The organism is Mesorhizobium hawassense (assembly GCF_003289945.1).
Classification (GTDB): domain Bacteria; phylum Pseudomonadota; class Alphaproteobacteria; order Rhizobiales; family Rhizobiaceae; genus Mesorhizobium; species Mesorhizobium hawassense.
In genome coordinates this window covers 290807-309018 of the sequence record NZ_QMBP01000002.1, presented here as the reverse complement: position 1 = coordinate 309018, position 18212 = coordinate 290807, and the positions used below count along the sequence as shown (strand labels likewise).

Below are 18212 nucleotides of genomic sequence, written 5' to 3'. Positions count from 1 at the left end.
GTCACCTCAGCTGTCGGATTGCCGCACGACCGGCGGGCGCGAGCCCTGCCGCTGCGTGCCGGAAGGGCTGTCGCCCTTGAACACTTCGCGGGCGATCTCGCCGATGCCGCCGAGCGAGCCGATCAGCGAGGAGGCTTCGAACGGCATCAGCACGATCTTGTTGTTGCTGGAGGAGCCGATCCTGGCCAACGCCTCGGTGTATTTCTGCGCGACGAAGTAGTTGATCGCCTGCACGTCGCCCTTGGCGATGGCCTCCGAAACGACCTGCGTCGCCTTGGCTTCTGCCTCGGCCGAGCGTTCGCGCGCCTCGGCGTCGCGGAAGGCTGCCTCCCTGCGGCCCTCGGCCTCGAGGATCTGCGACTGCTTCATGCCTTCGGCGGCCAGGATCTGGGCGCGCTTGTCGCGCTCGGCCATCATCTGGCGGCCCATCGATTCCACCAGGTTGGCCGGTGGATTGATGTCCTTGATCTCGACGCGGGTGATCTTGATGCCCCACGGGTGCGCAGCCTCGTCGACGACGCGCAGCAGCCGTTCGTTGATCGCATCGCGGTTGGACAGCAATTCGTCGAGGTCCATCGAACCCATGACGGTACGGATGTTGGTCATGGTCAGGTTGAGAATAGCGTTCTGCAGGCCGGAGACCTGGTAGGCCGCCTGCGGTGCGTTCAGAACCTGGTAGAAGGCGACACCGTCGACGCCGACGATGGCGTTGTCGCGGGTGATGATCTCCTGCGTCGGGACATCGAGCACCTGCTCCATCATGTTCATCTTGGCGCCGACGCGCTCGAAAATGGGGTTGATGATGTTGAGGCCAGGGGCCAGCGTCTTGGTGTAACGGCCGAAGCGCTCCACCGTGTAATTGTAACCTTGCGGCACCGTCCTGATGCCTTTGAAAAGCAGGATGACGACAAAGAAGACAAGGACAATGATCGAGATACTGAAACCGCTAAAGCCCATTTCGTTTCTCCCTCAAAAGGCGGCGACCTCACGGAATCACTTAAGTGTGTTTCCGAAACGTTACAATCAGGTGATCGCTAATATTGGTTAGCGGCGGGTTTTGCGCACCGCTTTCAAGCCCGTCGGTGAAGCCGGTCACACCCAGCCGGAAAGCTCGCGCCGCACCAACGCCTCGACCACCGTCATGCCCTCGGCGCTGTCGTTGAGACAAGGGATGTGGGCGAAGTTCCGGCCGCCGGCGTGATGGAAGGTCTCGGCCGCTTCGCGGCCGATCTCGTCCAGCGTCTCGATGCAGTCTACGGAAAAGCCGGGATTGACGATGGCGATCGATTTAACGCCGTCCTTGGCCAGCTTCTCGACGGTGACGTCGGTGTAGGGCTGCAGCCATTCCTGCGCGCCGAAACGCGACTGGAAGGTGGCGATGAGCTTGTTCTCATTCCAACCGAGCCTTGCCCGGAGCAGCCGCGTCGTCTCCAGGCAGTGCGCCCGGTAGGGGTCGCCCTTGTCGGAATAGGGTTTCGGGATGCCGTGGTAGGAGGTGATCACCACTTCCGGCTCGAAATCGAGCGTCGCCAGGTGCTTCTCGATCGAACGTGCCAGTGCCTCGATATAGACCGGTTCGTCATAGTAGGGCGGCACGCTGCGGATCGCCGGCGTGTGCCTGATCTTCATCAGCGCGCGGAACAACTGGTCGTTGGCCGTCGCCGTCGTTGTCGCCGAATATTGCGGATAGAGCGGAAAGGTGAGGATGCGCTCGCAGCCCTGGTCGACCAGTTTTTGAGCGACGCTTGCCGTCGAGGGATTGCCGTAGCGCATTGCCCAGTCGACCGTCACGTTAGGCAGGTCGGTGAGCGCTGCGGCCAGCTTCTGACCTTGAGCGCGGGTGAAGGTGCGCAGCGGCGACTCGTTCTTCTCCCGGTTCCAGATCCTGGCATAGTTGGCGCCCGATTTCTTCGGCCGGGTGGTCAGCACCAGCCCGTAGAGGATCGGGTACCAGATCGCCTTGTTGAGCTCGATGACGCGTGGATCGGAGAGGAATTCCCTGAGATACCGCCACATCGGCTTGAAGTCGGTGCCGTCGGGCGTGCCGAGATTGACCAGCATGATGCCGATCCTGCCCGGCCGGACAGGCGCGGCGTCGACGGACAGCGGACCCACGGCCTTGGCGGCTTCGGCATCGGTGGGGCTGGCAAGCGTCATGAACGGTCTCCGGTAGCGCCGCGAAACTAGCGATGCCCTGCCGGTTTTCAATGCCGCGTCTGGCCGCACCTTACCACGCGGCTATTGTCTGGTTGGCAAACCAAGATTGCGACAGGAATATAGGCCTCGATAGGCTACTGGCATTCGGATCAGATTGAAACGTCTTGCGGCGGAAGACTGACTATCTCCCCAAAGCCGCTCGTGAGCCGGTCCGCTTCAATCAAAATGTTGACGATACCCGACCACTCCACATGACGTGGGGTCAGGGTCAATCGGCACCCTTCAAATTCATGCCCCTCGGTTAGCACGATCCCGGTCCAGACCCTGGGCTGCGAGCTTTCAAGCTGTGAGGTCTCAACCTTCACCGAGAAAGGGGCAGGTACTTCAAAACGGTGCTCGCCGGCGATGAACCATCCATGGCCATACTGGGGCTTCACTTCTATGACGAGCGTATCCAAGTCCACTCACCTGGCGCGTACTAAGCACCCGCCCGGTTGCCGGGGCGGGTGCGATAATGTTCCCAATGGTCGATTACTTCGCGGCCGGCGGAATGGTTAGCGTCGCGCCGAGCGGCAGGCGACGCGGCTTGTAGTCTTTGTTGGCCTCGGAGATGAGCTTCCACTTGGTGGCGTCGCCATAGGCTTGCTTGGCCAGGTCCCAATAGGTATCGCCGGCGGCGACGGTATGGCTGGTCTCGGCGGGCTTCGCTTCCGCCGGCTTGGCCGGTTCGGCGGCCGGGGCAGGGGTAGGCGTTGCCGGGGCGGCCTCGGCGGGCTTGGCCGGTTCCGCTGCGGGCGCCGCAGGCGCGGTCTCGGCCGGAACGGCTGGCGGCGTACCGGCAATATCGCTGGAACCGGAAGGCAAGGCCGGCATCGCAGATTCACCGGTCGCCGGTGCAGCCTCGACCGGCTTTGCTGGTTCTGCTGCGGGTGCCGGCGCGGTCGCAGCGGGCTTGGCGGGTTCCGCCGCCGCCGTCGTCGCCGCAATTTCGGTGATGCGGCCGTCGAGCTTCGGCGTATAGGGCCGATGCGCGCCAAGATAGTCGGCCACCACCTGCTCCAGGCCAGGGCCGTAGTCATAGGCGTCGCTGGCCTTGTCGGCGAAGACCTTGTAGCCGTCGCCGCCCTGGCGGACATAGTTGTTGGTGGCGACGAGATACTGCTTGTCCGGATTGATCGGCGCCCAGGCGCCGTTCTCCATCACCTCGACCGATTTGACACGGCCGGCATTGGCCGCGACCGATTTGTCGAAGGAGTATTTGAGGCCGGCAACCTGCGGGAAGCGGCCGGCGCCGTCCTCGATCTGGCTGAGGCCGCCTTCGAGGCCCGCGACCAGGTCCTTGCCCGAGATCTTGAAGGTCGCCAGCGTGTTCTGGAACGGCAGCACGGTCAGCACCTCGCCCATGGTCACCGTGCCCTGGTCGATCGAGGCGCGCAGGCCGCCGCCGTTCGAGATGGCGATCTCGACACCTTGGCCCTTGGTGCGGTCGAGGATGGCGTCGGAGACGAGATTGCCCATCTCGCATTCGCGCGCACGGCAATTCTCCCGGCTGCCGTCGATCGCCTTGGTGGTTTCGGCCACCTCCTTGTTCTTCAGCGCCTCGATCGGCGCGCCGAGTTCCTTGATGCGGGCGAGCACGGCGGGATCGGGCGTGATCGACTTGTCGAGATAGATCGGCGCGCCGCTGGCTTCCTTGACGACGCCGTTGTCGTCGAACACGACCTTGAATTCGCCGAGATATTTCGAATAGGACGCGGCCTGCACCACCGGCACCTTGGAGCCGTCGGGGTTGTCGACCATCGTCGGATACGGGCCCTCGGCTTTCGGATCGGTGTTCGACAGCAGCGTGTGGCTGTGGCCGCCGATCACCACGTCGATACCGGGGATCTTGGCGATCACGTCGCGCTCGCGCCTGTAGCCGATATGGGTGACCGCGATGATCTTGTTGACGCCTTGCGCCTTGAGCTTTTCGACCTCCGCCGTGATCGACTTGACGTCGTCCGTGATGGCGATGTTGGGGCCGGGGGAGGCGAGCTCCGGCGTGTCGTTGGTGACGGCGCCGATGATGCCGATCTTCTGACCGCCGACCTCGACGACGATCGACGACTTGAGCTTGCCGGCGGCGCCGGACTTGTCGTTGGGCACGACATTGGCGCTGACGATCGGGAACTTCGCCTTGTCGAGGTAAGGCACAAGCGCGGTCTCGCCGTCGTCGAATTCGTGGTTGCCGAGCGTTACCGCGTCGGGCTTGATCTGGTTGAGGAACTCCTCTTCCACGGCGCCCTTGTAGGTGGTGTAGAACAGCGATCCCTGGAAGCTATCGCCGGCGTTGAGCAGCAGCACGTTCTGCCCTTCGAGCTTCTTGCGCTCCTCAGCAATCGCGGTGATCAGCCGGCCAGCGCCGCCGATGCATTCGCCCTTGGTCTCCTCGTCGGCCGAACAGGTCGACTCGTATTTGTTGTTGCCTTCGATGCGGCTGTGCCAATCGTTGAAATGCAGGATGTTCAGCGTGTAGTCGGCAAAAGACACGCCAGCCGACAGGCCGAGCGTCGAGGCGGACAGGGCTAGGATCGCGGCAATCTTGTTCATCTTCGTCTCCCGGATAAGCTGACTCTCACGGTGCTTAATGCCCTCGCTTGACTGAAAAATAACAGTCAGCTTCGGGTCATGTTCACATCGGGTTCCGGCCGATGCAAGCACAAATCAGGGAGATGTTTGCCGGCACAAAAATGGACGGCGGCTCGCGCCGCCGTCCATTTTCCTTGCCCGATCGTTGGAGCTCAGGAGCGTCGAGTGAACACGAAGTTCTTCCCGGTCGCGTCCGTGCAGTTGAGCTGGCTGAGGGATATCAGCAGGCAGTTCGTATGGATCGGCGTCTGGCGGATCAACGATGTGCCTGTAATCTCGAGCGATGTGGCGCCGGTCATCGTGTAGGTTCCCTCCGCGAATTTCTCCCCGGTTTGAGCAGCGACCGTCGTGTACTTTCCGCCATTGAATGTCGAGACGGCTTGGCCCGTGGCGTCGACCCAGGAACCTTCCACCCCCTTGGGCGCGGCAGCGGCCGGTGGTTCCGAAGGTCCGGTGGTGGTGCAGGCGGCCGCAGCCAACAGGCTTGCCGCGGCGCCTGCCGAAAGCAGTTTGCGCGCAATGGTCATTTTGAAAATCCTCTCCTCAGTCCGCTCCCTTCAATCGCCCGATTTCCGGGCGATTGCAAGGCGGTGAGGCAGAGCGGTTCGCCGTTTCTCGGAAACGGCGAACCGCTCTGCCTCATTGTTTTTACGCAATTCCGGACGGAAAACCGTTTCACACTTTTCCTGGAATTGCTTTGGCAGGTCCGGCTGCTATCGCACCAGAATGTTGCGGAACTGCCACGGGTCGTCCTTGTCCAGGTCCTCCGGGAAGAGGCCAGGGCGGTTATCGAGCGGCGTCCAGTCGGTATAGTAGCCCCTGACCGGCCCCAGATAGGGCGACTGCACTTCGAGGCAGCGCCGATAATCCATCTCGTCGGCTTCGACGATGCCGGCCGCCGGATTCTCCAGCGCCCAGACCATGCCGGCGAGCACTGCCGAGGTGACCTGCAGGCCGGTGGCGTTCTGGTAGGGGGCAAGCTTGCGCGCCTCGGCCAGCGACAGCTGCGAGCCATACCAATAGGCGTTCTTGTCGTGGCCATAGAGGAGCACCCCTAGCTCGTCGACGCCGTCGACCAGCTCGTTCTCGTCGAGCACGTGGTGGACCGGCTGCGGCTTGCCGGCGGCGCCGAACATCTCGTCCAGCGACAGCAAGGCGTCGTTGCAGGGGTGGTAGGCGTAGTGGCAGGTCGGGCGGTATTGAAGCTTGCCCTTCTTCGAGCGCACGCTGAAGAAATCGGCGATTGAAATCGCCTCGTTATGCGTCACCAGCAGGCCGTATTGCGGACCCGGCGTCGGGCACCACGAGCGCACGCGCGTGTTGGCACCCGGCTGTTCCAGATAGATCGCCGCCTTGGAGCCGTGCTTGTGCTTCTTGCCGTTCTTCGGCATCCAGTTCTCATGCGTGCCCCAGCCGAGTTCGGCCGGCTGCAGGCCTTCCGAGATGAAGCCCTCGACCGACCAGGTGTTCCAGAACACGTCCATCGGCTTAGGCTTCTTGGTGCGCTGGGTGTCGCGCTCGGCGATATGGATGCCCTTGACGCCGGCCTTCTTCATCAGCTTGGCCCAGGCCTCGCGATCTTCCTGCGCCGGCTCCGAAAACTCGAGACCGAGGTCGGTGGCGAGGTTGACCAGCGCCTTCTTGACGAACCACGAGACCATGCCGGGATTGGCGCCGCAGGTGGAAACCGCCGTCGGCCCGCCCGGCTTGTCGTGCTTTTCCTTGATCATCGCCTCGCGCAGCGCATAGTTGGTGCGGCTGGCATTGTCGGCGGTGGCGTCGAAATAGAAGCCGAGCCACGGCTCGACGACGGTGTCGATGTAGAGCACGCCGAGCTTGCGGCACAATTTCATCAGGTCCACCGAGCCGGTGTCGACCGACAGGTTGACGCAAAAGCCCTGGCCGCCACCATTGGTCAGAAGCGGCGTGAGCAGCTTCTTGTAATTCTTCTCGGTCACCGCTTCCTGGACGAAGGCGATGCCGCGCTCGTCGAGCAGCTTGCGGTCGGTGTCGAGCGGATCGACAACCGTCATCCGCGACTTGTCGAACTTGAAATGGCGCTCGATCAGCGGCAGCGTTCCCCGTCCGATCGACCCGAAGCCGATCATCACGACAGGACCGGTGATTTCACCGTAAACGGGCCAGTTTTCATTCGCCATTTTTTCGCATACTCCTTCAAACACGCACAAAACCGGGCGCCTTTGGCCCGACGGCCAAGCGCTACACCACAGATCATTGTCATAAACCAGCGAAAAGCGCCAACCGCCGGCTAGGCCGTTCGGGGCGTGTGGTTAAGCCGATCCGGCCATGCGGCCGAGGAATGCAACCAGCCGGTCGCGGTCGGCGGTCAGGCCCTTGTAGTCGAGCTGTTGCTGGTCGAGGGCCAGGAGCTGCTCCGCGAAGGAGGCCGCCAATGTCGCCCGGTCCGGATGCGCATCAAGCACCTTGAGCGGATCGAGGTGGATGCGGATGGTGAAGAGGATGTCGCGCGACACTGGCAACTTGCGCAGCGTCTGGCGTTCGACGCGGATGAAGGCATGGGCGTTGACGTCGCCGTCAGGGAAGCGGCTCGGGCGGTTGGTGGCGCGGTCGATGCGCTCGACATTGGAAAGCGGATGATAGAGCGCATCGTTGGCCTGGATCGACCAGTTGAAGCGCTCGACCGCCTGGCCCTGCAGGCCGTCGAACATGCGGTTGATGAGCTCGGCCGGCCGCGTGCCGGGTCCGAAGCCGGGCACGGGTTCGTGGATTTCCTGCAGCGGCTTGCCGAATTTCTCCTGCAGCGACCAGGATGAAGGGAAGCAGAGGGAGCCGGCGGCGAGCCGCCAGCCGCGCTCGTCGCGACGCATCAGGATCAGGTCTTCCTGAACGAGCAACGAGGCCTTTGCCAGCGGCGCCCCGCGCAAGGCAGGAGGCAGTCTATCGGTTATACCCTCGAAACCGACCGGCTCGACATCGGCTCCGTTGCGGCGGTGGGTTACGGGATGCGCGGCTTCGAGATGGGCGACGAGCAGGTCGAGCACTTCGCGCTGAGCGTCATGGGTGCCGTCTTCCTCGACAAACACCTTTTCCGGGATTTCGGTGTAGAGCCGTTGCTTTTCGGCGAGATGCGGCAGCAGGAACTCGTCGGCCTCGATCCAGCGGTCGAAATCGAGCGGCTTCAGCCCGATGCTAAAGAGCTTCGAGGACCCGTCATAGGGTGTATGGGTCGGATGGCGGATGCCTGTTTGATTGTTATCCAGTTTATGTCTCCAGCCCGGTCAGCCAAGCCGCGCCGGGATCAGACCGCGCAGCGAGTTGCCGACAAAGATCGCCTTCGCGGCCTTCAAGTCGTCGAAGCTGTAGATCGCTTCCACGGCGCGGCCTTCGTCCAGAAGCTCGCCGCGCAATATTCCAGGCAAAAGGCCGCAGTCGAGGCGGGGCGTGGCGAGAGGACCGTTGCCGAAATCGGCGAAGAGGTTGGTAATGGTGCCCTCGCAGAGCTCGCCGCGCTCGTTGGCCAACAGCACTTCGTCGGCGCGCGTAGCGAGATATTCCGCGCGGGCATGCGTGTAGACCTGACGCAGGCTGGTCTTGTGGCGCAGCATCGTGTTGGTGGACTCGAGACGGATCCGCGCCAGCTGCAGCCGCCAGACCTTGTCCACGGGTAGCGGTTCATAGGCTTGAGCGGCAGCCATCGCTTCGCCATTGCGCTGCAAGGCAAGGCGCACGCGCAAGGCGGTTCCATGCCCGCTGACGGTGTCCGACAGCACTTCGCCGATCCGTTCGGGATCGCAGGCGAAGCCGAGCTCGGCGGCGGACGCATAAAGCCTGGCGAGGTGGCGCTCGAAGCGCAGGAAGCCGGAGCCCGGTTCCCAGCGTATGGTCTCGATCAGCTCGAAGCCGGCACCGTTCCCGTCGCGAAGCGCGCTTTCAACAGACACTCCCGATACTCCTCCTCGGCGGTGGAATCGAAGACGACGCCGCCGCCGACATTGTAGACGGCCTCGCCGTCGGCAAAGAGCGAGATGGTGCGGATCGCCACCGAAAAACGCATCCTGCCGCCCGGCGCGATCCAGCCGATGGCGCCGCAATAGACGTCGCGCGGCGCGTCTTCCAGCTCGTGCAGGATTTCCATGGCGCGGATTTTCGGCGCGCCGGTGATCGAGCCGCAGGGAAAGAGAGCGGCGAAGACCTGGCGGATGCCGACATCGGGCAGCAGCTTCGCCCGCACGCGGCTTACCATCTGGTGCACCGTCGGGTAGGTCTCGATGCGGAACAATTCCGGCACTTCCAGCGTGCCGACCTCGCTGATCAGCGAGATGTCGTTGCGCAGCAAGTCGACGATCATCCGGTTCTCGGCCTGGTTCTTCTCGTCGTTGCGCAGGAAGGCTTTAAGCCGGGTATCCTCGGCCTTGGTCACGCCGCGCGGCGCCGTGCCCTTCATCGGGTGCGTCTCGATCATGCCGTCAGCGTCGATCTCGAAGAACAGTTCGGGCGAGCGCGACAGGACGACCGGATCGCCAAGCGAGATCAGCGCGCCATATTTGACCGGCTGGCGCTCGGTCAGCGCGTCGAAGGCGGCAAGTGGATCGCCGGACCATTGCGCATGGATCGGGAAGGTAAGGTTGCCCTGGTAGCAATCACCCTTGCGGATGTGATTGTGAAGGCGCGCGAAACGGGCGGCATAGTCCTCGGCGGACCACGTTGCCCTTGCGTCGAAGATCGGGCCGTTGCTAGCCGACCCGGTATTTTGCGACACCGCCTGTTCGACGGGCGCGTCGAAGACGCCGAGACAGACCAGCGGCGCGCGGCGGCCTTCGGGCAGCAGCGGGACCAGCTTCGGCTCGAGCAGGTAGCCGGCTTCGTAGGAGAGATAGCCCGCCAGCCATTTGCCGGCGTCGGAAGCAGCCTGGGCTCGCTCGAGCGCCGGCATGAACTCCTCCGCAGTGCGCGCGAGAATGATCTCGTGCGGTCGGTCGAACACCAACTGACTCGCGCTCTCGTCATTGCGGAATATGGCTGCGGGCAGGGGCATGAGCCTCGGAAGCGGACAATTCAGTCGACGGTCTATATGGGGGCCAGGGGCCGCGCAATCGAGGGAACGGCGTCGAGCGGCGCAAAGGCGGCTGGCCCAAAACAAAGACGGCGCCCGTGCGGGCGCCGCCTTGTACCCAATCAGACCGATATTCAGGTGTTGCTTGCGGTACCGGCTGTCGGAAACTGCCTGGCGAACTCAGCCTCGTCGCCGGCGGCCAGCAGTTTCGCCTGCTCGATCCATTTCTCGCGCGCGATGCGGCCGTCGAAATTGAGCACCTCCTCGATGCGTTTGACATCGGCGTCGGTCCAGGCGGCGATCTGGGTGTAGGTGGTGACGCCCTGGCCCTTGAGCAGCCTTTCGTTGACCGGACCGATGCCGATGAGGCGACGCAGATTGTCGGCTTTGGTGGCTGCGGCTTTCGGCGTGGCAGCTTTCTTGGCGGAAGCCGCGGCCTTCTTCGGCGCGGCTGCCTTGGCCGCGGGCTTCGCTGCCGCAGTTTTGGTGGCCGCCGGCTTCTTTGCGGCAGCGGGCTTCGCCGCTGCCGATGTCGCGGCCGCCGAGGTCGATGCCAGAGCCGCCGGCGCCGGCGTGGCGACCTTGTCGGCGCCGGCCTTGGCGGCAGGCGCGTTACGCAGCCGGCTTTCGAGGTCGGCGCGAGCACGGCCGCAGGCATCGAGCTCGCCCTCCAGCCGGTCGCTGTCGGCGCGCAGCCTGTCGCGCTCGCTTCGGGTGCGATCAAGATCGCCACGCAGACTGTCGAGCTCGCCGCGCAGGCGGCCCCAGATGAACCAGCCAACCAGGATACCCACAACGAACGCCAGGAGCATGTAGAAGAAAGTGCTCATTTCCCTCTCCAGTCCGATCCGTCGGCCGCGGCTGGGAGGGCGCGCTTGCCGCCAAGGATCGTCAAAGGTTCCGTGCTCAGTGGAACCGCCGGCTTCAATCGAGCCATCGGCGTTTCGGTCTTGTCCGGACCGACGGCCATCATCGCTTTCGCCGTAGCGGAGCGGCAGGCATCTCTGGCCTGCGCAATGCGTCCGGCTGAGCTTGAGGCCGGACGCTATCATATGGCCTGTCGAAAGCCAGTTGAAAATGCGCCGGAGAGTTATTCAAGAACAGCTATTTAGGCAAGAATAGAGTTCGGCTAATATGCGTCTTTGCTAAACTATAGCTGCCGATGCAGGCTTCGTTGCTGTTCACTTGTCCAGCGCTTCCAATTCATCGATCAGCGAACCGATCACGCCGAGGCCGATCTGCCAGAAAGAAGGATCGGTGGCGTCGAGACCGAAGGGCGCCAGAAGCTCGGAGTGATGTTTCGTGCCGCCGGCGCGCAGCATCTCGAAATACTTCTCCTGGAAGCCGCGCTCGGCATTCTGGTAGACGGCGTAGAGCGAGTTCACAAGGCAGTCGCCGAAGGCATAGGCATAGACGTAGAAAGGCGAGTGGATGAAGTGCGGGATGTAGGTCCAGAAGACCTCGTAGCCCTCGCGCAGCTTGATCGCCGGCCCCAGGCTCTCGGCCTGGACCTCCAGCCAGAATTCACCGAGCCTATCCGAGGTCAGCTCGCCATTCTTGCGCTCGGCATGCACCTTGCGCTCGAATTCGTAAAAGGCGATCTGGCGCACGACCGTGTTGATCATGTCCTCGACCTTCTGGGCCAGCATGGCTTTGCGCTCGCGTTTGTCGCCGGTCTGCTCGAGAAGCGAGCGGAAGGTCAGCATCTCGCCGAAGACCGACGCTGTTTCGGCCAAAGTCAGTGGCGTCGAGGCCATCAGCGCGCCTTGGCCGGCAGCCAGCACCTGGTGGACGCCATGGCCAAGTTCATGCGCCAGCGTCATCACATCGCGCGGCTTGCCCATGTAGTTGAGCAGCACGTAAGGATGCGCCGACGGCACCGTCGGATGGGCGAAGGCGCCCGGCGACTTGCCCGGCCGTACCGGCGCATCGATCCATCTGCGATCGAAAAAGCCGCGCGCGATTTCGGCCATGTCCGGCGAGAAGCGCTGATAGGCGGAGAGCACCGTGTCCCTGGCGTCGTCCCAGCGGATCACCGTCTGCGGCGTCTCCGGCAGCGGCGCGTTGCGGTCCCAGTGGTTCATCACCTCCATACCGAGCCAGCGCGCCTTCATCGCGTAATAGCGGTGCGACAGCCGCGGATAGGCCTCACGCACGGCAGCCGCCAGCGCGTCGACCACATCGCGTTCGACACGGTTGGCGAGGTGGCGCGAGTCGGCGATATCCTGGAAACCGCGCCAGCGGTCGGAGATTTCCTTGTCCTTGGCAAGCGTGTTGGTGATGAGGGTGAAGGTGCGCAGGTTCTTGCGGAAGGTCGAAGCCAGCGCCTCGGAGGCACGGCGGCGCACCTCGCCATTGGCGTCCTGCAAGCGGTTCAGCGCCGGCTCCAGCGTCAGCTCCTCGCCGTCGATGTCGAAGCGCAGGTCGGTCATCGTCTCGTCGAACAGACGGTTCCAGGCGCCGCGCCCGGTGACCGACTTTTCGTGGAACAATTGCTCGACGCGGTCCTCGAGCTGGTAGGGCTTGTCCTTCCTGAGATCGAGCACCCAGGGCCGGTAGTGGCCAAAGGCCTTGTCGGCGGCCAAAGCGCTCTCGATCGCCGCATCGTCGATCAGGTTGAGTTCGAGCGCGAAGAACAGGAGATGGGCGCTGGCATCCGTCATCTTTTCCTGGACGTCGCCATAGAGCTTGGCGCGTTGCGGATCTGCGGTGTTGCCGGCATAGACGAGGCCGGCATAGGAGACGATGCGGCCGATCAGTTCCTCGAGCGCCTCATAGGTTTTCAGCGCTTCGCCCAGCCGGCCGGCGGCGCCGCGCCCGGCTTCCGTGGCGAGGGTACCTTTCCAGCGGGTTTCGAAGGCGATGGCGTCGCTCGCCGCCTTGGCGATGTCGCGCTTCAGTTCCGGCGCTTCCATGCCGGAATAGAGATCGGCGAGATTCCACTCCGGCAGGTCGCCAAGCTCCGCCGCGCCCAGTCCGGACGACGTCGCGGCAAGCCGCTGACCAAACATCATGCGCATCAACGATACCTTTTTTTGAACCAGGAGCCAGAATCAAAGGGAAAGGAGAAGCCGGTCAAATCCTAAGGAATTCGTTCACCGGGTTTTTTGAAACCTTATTTAGAACCCTGTGCCAAGATGATCCATGGGGATTTTCTCGGGCGGACAACTCAAGCAGTCATGACAGGTTCCATACTCATAGTCGATGACGATCCGGTGCAACGCAGGCTGGTCGAGGCCGCGGTGACCAAGTTCGGCCATACCGCGATCGTCACCGACAGCGGCAATGCCGGCCTCGACGTGCTCGACGGGCCGAACGCCCGAGAGGTTTCCGTCGTCATTCTCGACCTCGTCATGCCCGGTCTCGACGGGATCGGCGTGCTGAAGGCGATGCGCGAACGCGCCATCAACATTCCCGTCATCGTCCAGACGGCTCAAGGCGGCATCGAAACCGTCGTCTCGGCGATGCGGCACGGCGCCTTCGACTTCGTCGTCAAGCCGGCGTCGCCCGACAGGCTGCAGACCGCGATCTCCAACGCGCTCAAGGTCGAGGCCGTCGAGGACGAGATGAAGCGCGCGTCGCGGCGACGCGGCGGTGGCCATCTCACCTTCAAGGACATGATCACGCGCAGCCCGGCGATGGACCGGGTGATACGCCTCGGCCAGAAGGCGGCCGCCTCCAACATCCCGATCCTGATCGAGGGCGAGTCCGGCGTCGGCAAGGAACTGGTGGCGCGCGCCATCCAGGGCAGCGGCGACCGCCGCTCGAAGCCGTTCGTCACCGTCAATTGCGGCGCGATACCCGACAATCTCGTCGAATCGATCCTGTTCGGCCACGAGAAAGGTTCCTTCACCGGCGCTACCGACAAGCACACCGGCAAATTCGTCGAGGCGAATTCCGGCACGCTGTTCCTCGACGAGATCGGCGATCTGCCGCTCGACGTTCAGGTCAAGCTGTTGCGCGCCGTGCAGGAAGGCGAGGTCGATCCTGTCGGCGGCCGCTCGACCGTCAAGGTCGACATAAGGTTGATCTCGGCCACGCATCGGAACCTTTTGCAGCAGGTCAAGGACGGCAAGTTCCGCGAGGACCTGTTCTACCGGCTGAACGTCTACCCGATCTTCGTGCCGCCGCTGCGCGACCGCCGCGATGACATTCCCCACTTGGTCCGGCATTTCATGGAAAAGGTCGCGCCGGCCGATCCGCGCCGCCGCCTCAACGGAATTTCGGCCAAGGCGCTTGCCATGCTGCAGGCCTATGACTGGCCGGGCAACATACGGCAACTGGAAAATGCGGTGTTCAGGGCGTCGGTGCTTGCCGAAGGCGATGTGCTCACCGAAGAGGAATTCCCGCAGATCCGGGCGCAGGTGGAAGGAACCATAGATCTCGAAGTCGAACCGGAATCCGCCATCGCCGAAACGATTGCAGACGCATTCCCGCGGACGGACGAGACGGTTGCCGATGCAACAAGGCCTGCCCTTTCCGACGGCGCGGCGCCAGCCAGGCTGCAGCCGCGGTTCGGCACGCTTCTGGCGCTCGACGAGCGCGGTAATGTGCGGGCGCTGGCGGACGTCGAGCTCGAAATGATCAAGCTTGCGATCGACCATTATAACGGCCAAATGAGCGAAGTCGCGCGCCGGTTGGGTATCGGCCGCTCGACTCTCTACCGCAAGTTGAAGGAATATGGCATTGATCCTGAAGCTGGCCGCGTCGACCGGCTGGCATCCTGACAGGCAAGTCTCGAACCACCCCGTCCGCCTAAAATCCGAGTCAAATTGTCGCTATTGACGTGAAAATCCAAGGTTTTCAGCGGTTGGGCTTGCCGCGGATCACGCATTAACGCTAACGGTAACAGATCGTGTTCTGGCCGAAGCCGGATTCTTGATCTAAACCAGCGGTTTACCACGAAATGCCGTGCATCATTTTTGACGGGATATCGCCACGGTGTTACCGCATTTCGGCTTCAATAAACGATGATTAACCATTAGGATCGATATTCGGATGTGAAAGCGACACATCCGTTTGGTCAAATCCGGGGACAAACGGCAGCCTGCAAGGCCATTTGGTTTGAACAAAGTCGAACGACACAAAAACGGGCGGCATTTTCACATGAGCGTCTGGCCGAGGTGGCTGACGTTCGTGATTTTGGCTGTCGGGTTCCTGTCCGCGGCGTCGTCGGGCGCCAGGGCGGAAGTTCGTACGCTCAAGCTCTATCACCTGCACACGCACGAGAAGGCCGAGATCGTCTATAAGCGTAACGGCCGCTACGATCCGGAAGGCCTGCGCAAGATCAACATCATCCTGCGCGACTGGCGCCGCAACGAGCCGACGAAGATGGACCCGCGGCTGCTCGATCTGGTTTGGGAAGCCTATCGTGAAGCCGGCGCAACGGACTACATCCAGGTCGTCTGCGGCTATCGTTCGCCGTCGACCAACGCGCTGTTGCGCTCGCGCAGCCGGGGTGTCGCCGAGAAAAGCCAGCATATGCTCGGCAAGGCGATGGACTTCTACATTCCCGGCGTGCCGCTGAAGAAGCTGCGCAACATCGGCCTCAAGATGCAGGGCGGCGGCGTCGGCTATTATCCGACCTCCGGTTCGCCCTTCGTGCATATGGATGTCGGCAATGTGCGCCACTGGCCGGGCATCAGCCGTCAGGAACTGGTCAGCCTGTTCCCCAATGGCAAGACGCTGCATGTGCCGAGCGACGGCCGGCCGCTGCCTGGCTATGAGCAGGCGATGGCCGCTTACCAGGCTCGTAAGGGCTCCGGCACGCCGAATATCGAACTGGCCAGCGCCGGCGGCTCGACCAAGCGGTCCGGCGGCCTGTTCTCCTGGTTCGGCGGCGGCGCCGACGAGGCGGACGACGATGCCGACGAGAGTGCGCCGGCGCCGCAACAGAAGACCGTGAAGCAGGTCCAGGTCGCCAGCGCCGCCACGGCCCGCAGCAGCAACCTGCCGGGCATCGCGATCGTTTCGCCGAAGGATGCCAAGCGCGCCAGCATCCCGCAGATCGCGGATGACAGCGCCGACGATTCGGAACCGCAGCAGGATTCGCCGGAGACGATCATCGCCGCGCTGCCGCCCAAGGAGGTCCCGCTGCCCGATTTTGCGCCGCGGCCGAAGGTCGATGTCGGCCAGCAGGCGCCGCAGAACGTGCCGTTCGCCATGGCCGATGCCTCGGCGACGACGGAGCAGGCGGTTGCGACGGCTCAGGCGTCCGCGCCGGACAAGGTTCCGTTCGGCACGGCCAGCGCTGCAGACGCCGCGAGCACCGATCCGGCGCAGGTGGCTGTCAACAACATCCCTCTGCCGACCTGGCGTCCTGACCGTTCGACGCCGGCCGAACTGGCGTCGAAGGATCAAAATGTGCTTCTGGCGCTGGCGGACACGGCTCAGCAGGACAAGAGCGCGACCGACGCTTTCTCGGTGCTGCCGACGGCGAGACCGCAGCCCGGCAAGCAGGATGAGGTCAAGGCCGTTCTCGAACAGGCCAATGCCACCGTAGAGGCCGGTGGCGCCGGCGCCGAATACCAGCTTGCGTCGCTGACGCAACCGGAACCGCGCTCGGCCTTCAACGACCCGGCGGGCGTCGACGCGGCCTCGCCGCGCCAGGCCATCGCCGCTCTCCCGGCAGGCAGCGATCCCGCACAGGCGATCGGCGGCGGCGTGAAGACGACGCCCAAGGAGTCCAGAGCTTCAGCCCACGATCTGAAGCCGGGACCCAAGGCGATGGTTGTGGCTGCGCCGCCGCAGGCCGCGCGCTGGGCGCTGGGCAGCGGCGTGAACATTGCCTCGGTTTCCGACCCGACGACGGCACCGCGCTATGCCTACAACATCGTGCATACGGCGCCGAGCGAGGTGTACACGGCCGGCTTCCAACCGGATGGCGAGATGCAAGATGCCAGCCGCTTCAGCGGCAACGCGGTCAAGTTCCTGTCGGTCGCCCGTTTCCAGACGAAATAGCGATCCTGTCGGACAGCCAAAGCCGCGCTGGACGACAACGCGGGCTTTTTTGTTTTTCTTCCTCGACGGCCTATCTGAACGCTCGGCCTTCCCGCTTCGTCTAATGGTAGGACAGCGCCCTTTGAAGGCGTGAATCGTGGTTCGAATCCATGAGCGGGAACCAGAAGCGGGCACGATCCGGGGATCACGCTGGCTAAACTTTCTCGTGAAGAAGGAACGGCTTACACCTTTGGCGGGTTAGGCGGCGTTCGTTCCAAACTGGGGATATTCATGAGGAAAGTTCTATTGGCGTCCGCTATCGCACTGGCAACGGTTTTCGCGGCCATTGCACCGACGCAGGCGCAAACCGTCATCGTTGACAACCATCGCCACCACCACATGCACGTCGACCACCACTGCAAGACCGCCTTGGGTCACGCATTGGCGCAATCATCACAAGGTGACCGAGAAGGTCAGGGTCTGCAAGTAATCGCGTTTTCAGGCGTATAAGCACCCGGTCGGCGCCAGCCGGCCGGGTTTTTCATGCTCAGTCGATTTCCAATGTGAGCGCTTCGCCCTTTGCCAGAAGCCGCGCGGCATCACGCGCGGGCGGCAGACCGAACTGGCGCGCATATTCGCGGCTGAACTGCGACGCGCTTTCATAACCGACAGTGAAAGCAACCTGCGCGGCGTTGCCCGGCTTCGCGATCAGCAGATGGCGCGCCTCCAATAGACGAAGCTGCTTTTGATATTGGATCGGGCTCATGGCCGTCGCCGCCTTGAAGTGGCGATGAAAGGCGGCGTTGCTCATATGCGACAGCTCGGCCAGTTGGGTGACGTCGATCGGCTCATTGTAATGCGCGCGGATCCAGGCGGTGGCGCGCCGGATCTGCGACAGACGCCCGTCGGCGCGCGCCAGCTGACGCAGCTTCTCGCCTTGTGGGCCTTGCAACAAGCGGAACGCGATCTCGCGCTCGAGCAGGGGCGCGAGAACCGGAATCTCGGCCGGCTTGTCGAGTAGCCGCAACATACGGCGCCAGGCGTCGAGCAACTCATCATCGACCCGGCTGGTCACGAAGCTGTCGCCATTGAACGCCGCTCCATGGTCGATAAGCAAACCGGCGATCAGCTCGGTATCGATCGCGAAGGCGATGGCCGTGTAAGGCCGTGCGATGCTCGCCTCGATCAACTGGCTGGTGGCGGGCGTCTCGACCGCATAGACGAAGTAGCTGCCGCCGCCATAGGCAAGCGTGCGGTCGCCGATCAACACCGTTTTGGTTCCCTGCAGGACGAACAGCGTGGTCGGCTGGCAAAGCTCGGGCAGCGGCGGCGTCGGAATCTCGCTGCGGCCGATCGTAACGCGCGGAATGGCCGTCTTCGTCCGCCGTCCGCGCGCATGGCGGCCGACCATCGCAATCAATTCCTGCAGGATTTCATTCATCGTTTCAACATG

Annotated in this window: 14 protein-coding genes and 1 tRNA gene; 3 read left to right on the top strand and 12 right to left on the bottom strand. The window is 63.3% G+C overall.

The window, feature by feature from the left end:
• Window positions 1–6: 6 nt before the first annotated feature.
• The 11 genes from DPM33_RS05710 to DPM33_RS05660 all read right to left on the bottom strand — a co-directional run bounded on the left by DPM33_RS05710 (window position 7) and on the right by DPM33_RS05660 (window position 12840).
• Window positions 7–957, bottom strand: a complete 951-nt coding sequence (locus DPM33_RS05710; RefSeq protein ID WP_112096431.1) for an SPFH domain-containing protein — start codon at window positions 955–957, stop codon at window positions 7–9.
• Between the two features lie 135 nt (window positions 958–1092).
• Window positions 1093–2157: a ferrochelatase gene (gene hemH, locus DPM33_RS05705; RefSeq protein WP_112096430.1), complete on the bottom strand. Its 1065-nt coding sequence runs from the start codon at window positions 2155–2157 to the stop codon at window positions 1093–1095.
• Window positions 2158–2306: 149 nt separating this feature from the next.
• Window positions 2307–2615, bottom strand: a complete 309-nt coding sequence (locus tag DPM33_RS05700) for a hypothetical protein (RefSeq protein WP_146770208.1) — start codon at window positions 2613–2615, stop codon at window positions 2307–2309.
• A gap of 73 nt (window positions 2616–2688) precedes the next feature.
• On the bottom strand, window positions 2689–4746 hold the full coding sequence (locus DPM33_RS05695) for a bifunctional metallophosphatase/5'-nucleotidase (RefSeq protein ID WP_112096428.1): 2058 nt from the start codon (window positions 4744–4746) through the stop codon (window positions 2689–2691).
• Between the two features lie 191 nt (window positions 4747–4937).
• Window positions 4938–5312 carry an Omp10 family outer membrane lipoprotein gene (locus DPM33_RS05690; RefSeq protein WP_112096427.1) on the bottom strand — a complete coding sequence of 125 codons (375 nt, stop codon included), beginning with the start codon at window positions 5310–5312 and terminating at the stop codon, window positions 4938–4940.
• A 186-nt stretch (window positions 5313–5498) separates the two neighbouring features.
• Window positions 5499–6944, bottom strand: coding sequence for a homospermidine synthase (locus DPM33_RS05685; RefSeq protein ID WP_112096426.1), 1446 nt, complete (start codon window positions 6942–6944; stop codon window positions 5499–5501).
• Between the two features lie 132 nt (window positions 6945–7076).
• On the bottom strand, window positions 7077–8006 hold the full coding sequence (locus DPM33_RS05680) for a heme-dependent oxidative N-demethylase family protein (protein ID WP_112096425.1): 930 nt from the start codon (window positions 8004–8006) through the stop codon (window positions 7077–7079).
• Window positions 8007–8045: 39 nt separating this feature from the next.
• Window positions 8046–8708, bottom strand: coding sequence for an aminotransferase class IV family protein (locus DPM33_RS05675; RefSeq protein WP_112096730.1), 663 nt, complete (start codon window positions 8706–8708; stop codon window positions 8046–8048).
• Window positions 8657–9802: an aminodeoxychorismate synthase component I gene (locus tag DPM33_RS05670; RefSeq protein WP_112096424.1), complete on the bottom strand. Its 1146-nt coding sequence runs from the start codon at window positions 9800–9802 to the stop codon at window positions 8657–8659. The genes DPM33_RS05675 and DPM33_RS05670 overlap by 52 nt, the downstream gene beginning before the upstream one ends.
• 152 nt (window positions 9803–9954) lie before the next feature.
• Window positions 9955–10650 (bottom strand): proton-conducting membrane transporter, encoded by a 696-nt coding sequence (locus tag DPM33_RS36125; RefSeq protein WP_167448950.1) that lies wholly within the window; start codon window positions 10648–10650, stop codon window positions 9955–9957.
• A gap of 351 nt (window positions 10651–11001) precedes the next feature.
• Window positions 11002–12840 (bottom strand): M3 family oligoendopeptidase, encoded by a 1839-nt coding sequence (locus tag DPM33_RS05660; RefSeq protein ID WP_167448966.1) that lies wholly within the window; start codon window positions 12838–12840, stop codon window positions 11002–11004.
• Between the two features lie 159 nt (window positions 12841–12999).
• Here DPM33_RS05660 and DPM33_RS05655 point away from each other — a divergent pair, with 159 nt between their 5' ends.
• From DPM33_RS05655 to DPM33_RS05645, 3 genes are all read left to right on the top strand, one after another.
• A complete protein-coding gene (locus DPM33_RS05655) occupies window positions 13000–14547 on the top strand; it encodes a sigma-54-dependent transcriptional regulator (protein WP_112096422.1) in 1548 nt (515 codons plus the stop codon).
• A gap of 379 nt (window positions 14548–14926) precedes the next feature.
• Window positions 14927–16780 (top strand): peptidoglycan L,D-endopeptidase MepK, encoded by a 1854-nt coding sequence (locus DPM33_RS05650; RefSeq protein ID WP_112096420.1) that lies wholly within the window; start codon window positions 14927–14929, stop codon window positions 16778–16780.
• An 89-nt stretch (window positions 16781–16869) separates the two neighbouring features.
• Window positions 16870–16943: transfer RNA gene (locus tag DPM33_RS05645), tRNA-Gln, on the top strand.
• 363 nt (window positions 16944–17306) lie between these two features.
• Here the strand turns inward: DPM33_RS05645 and DPM33_RS05635 are convergent.
• On the bottom strand, window positions 17307–18170 hold the full coding sequence (locus DPM33_RS05635; RefSeq protein WP_245442035.1) for an AraC family transcriptional regulator: 864 nt from the start codon (window positions 18168–18170) through the stop codon (window positions 17307–17309).
• Between the last annotated feature and the right edge of the window lie 42 nt (window positions 18171–18212).

Excerpts from the sequence above, each read along its gene's own strand:
- DPM33_RS05695 (WP_112096428.1), bottom strand. The coding sequence starts at position 4,746 with ATGAACAAGATTGCCGCGATCCTAGCCCTGTCCGCCTCGACGCTCGGC.
- DPM33_RS05660 (WP_167448966.1), bottom strand. The coding sequence starts at position 12,840 with ATGCGCATGATGTTTGGTCAGCGGCTTGCCGCGACGTCGTCCGGACTG.
- hemH (WP_112096430.1), bottom strand. The coding sequence starts at position 2,157 with ATGACGCTTGCCAGCCCCACCGATGCCGAAGCCGCCAAGGCCGTGGGT.
- DPM33_RS05650 (WP_112096420.1), top strand. The coding sequence starts at position 14,927 with ATGAGCGTCTGGCCGAGGTGGCTGACGTTCGTGATTTTGGCTGTCGGG.
- DPM33_RS05690 (WP_112096427.1), bottom strand. The coding sequence starts at position 5,312 with ATGACCATTGCGCGCAAACTGCTTTCGGCAGGCGCCGCGGCAAGCCTG.
- DPM33_RS05655 (WP_112096422.1), top strand. The coding sequence starts at position 13,000 with ATGACAGGTTCCATACTCATAGTCGATGACGATCCGGTGCAACGCAGG.
- DPM33_RS05710 (WP_112096431.1), bottom strand. The coding sequence starts at position 957 with ATGGGCTTTAGCGGTTTCAGTATCTCGATCATTGTCCTTGTCTTCTTT.
- DPM33_RS05685 (WP_112096426.1), bottom strand. The coding sequence starts at position 6,944 with ATGGCGAATGAAAACTGGCCCGTTTACGGTGAAATCACCGGTCCTGTC.
- DPM33_RS36125 (WP_167448950.1), bottom strand. The coding sequence starts at position 10,650 with ATGAGCACTTTCTTCTACATGCTCCTGGCGTTCGTTGTGGGTATCCTG.
- DPM33_RS05670 (WP_112096424.1), bottom strand. The coding sequence starts at position 9,802 with ATGCCCCTGCCCGCAGCCATATTCCGCAATGACGAGAGCGCGAGTCAG.
- DPM33_RS05635 (WP_245442035.1), bottom strand. The coding sequence starts at position 18,170 with ATGGTCGGCCGCCATGCGCGCGGACGGCGGACGAAGACGGCCATTCCG.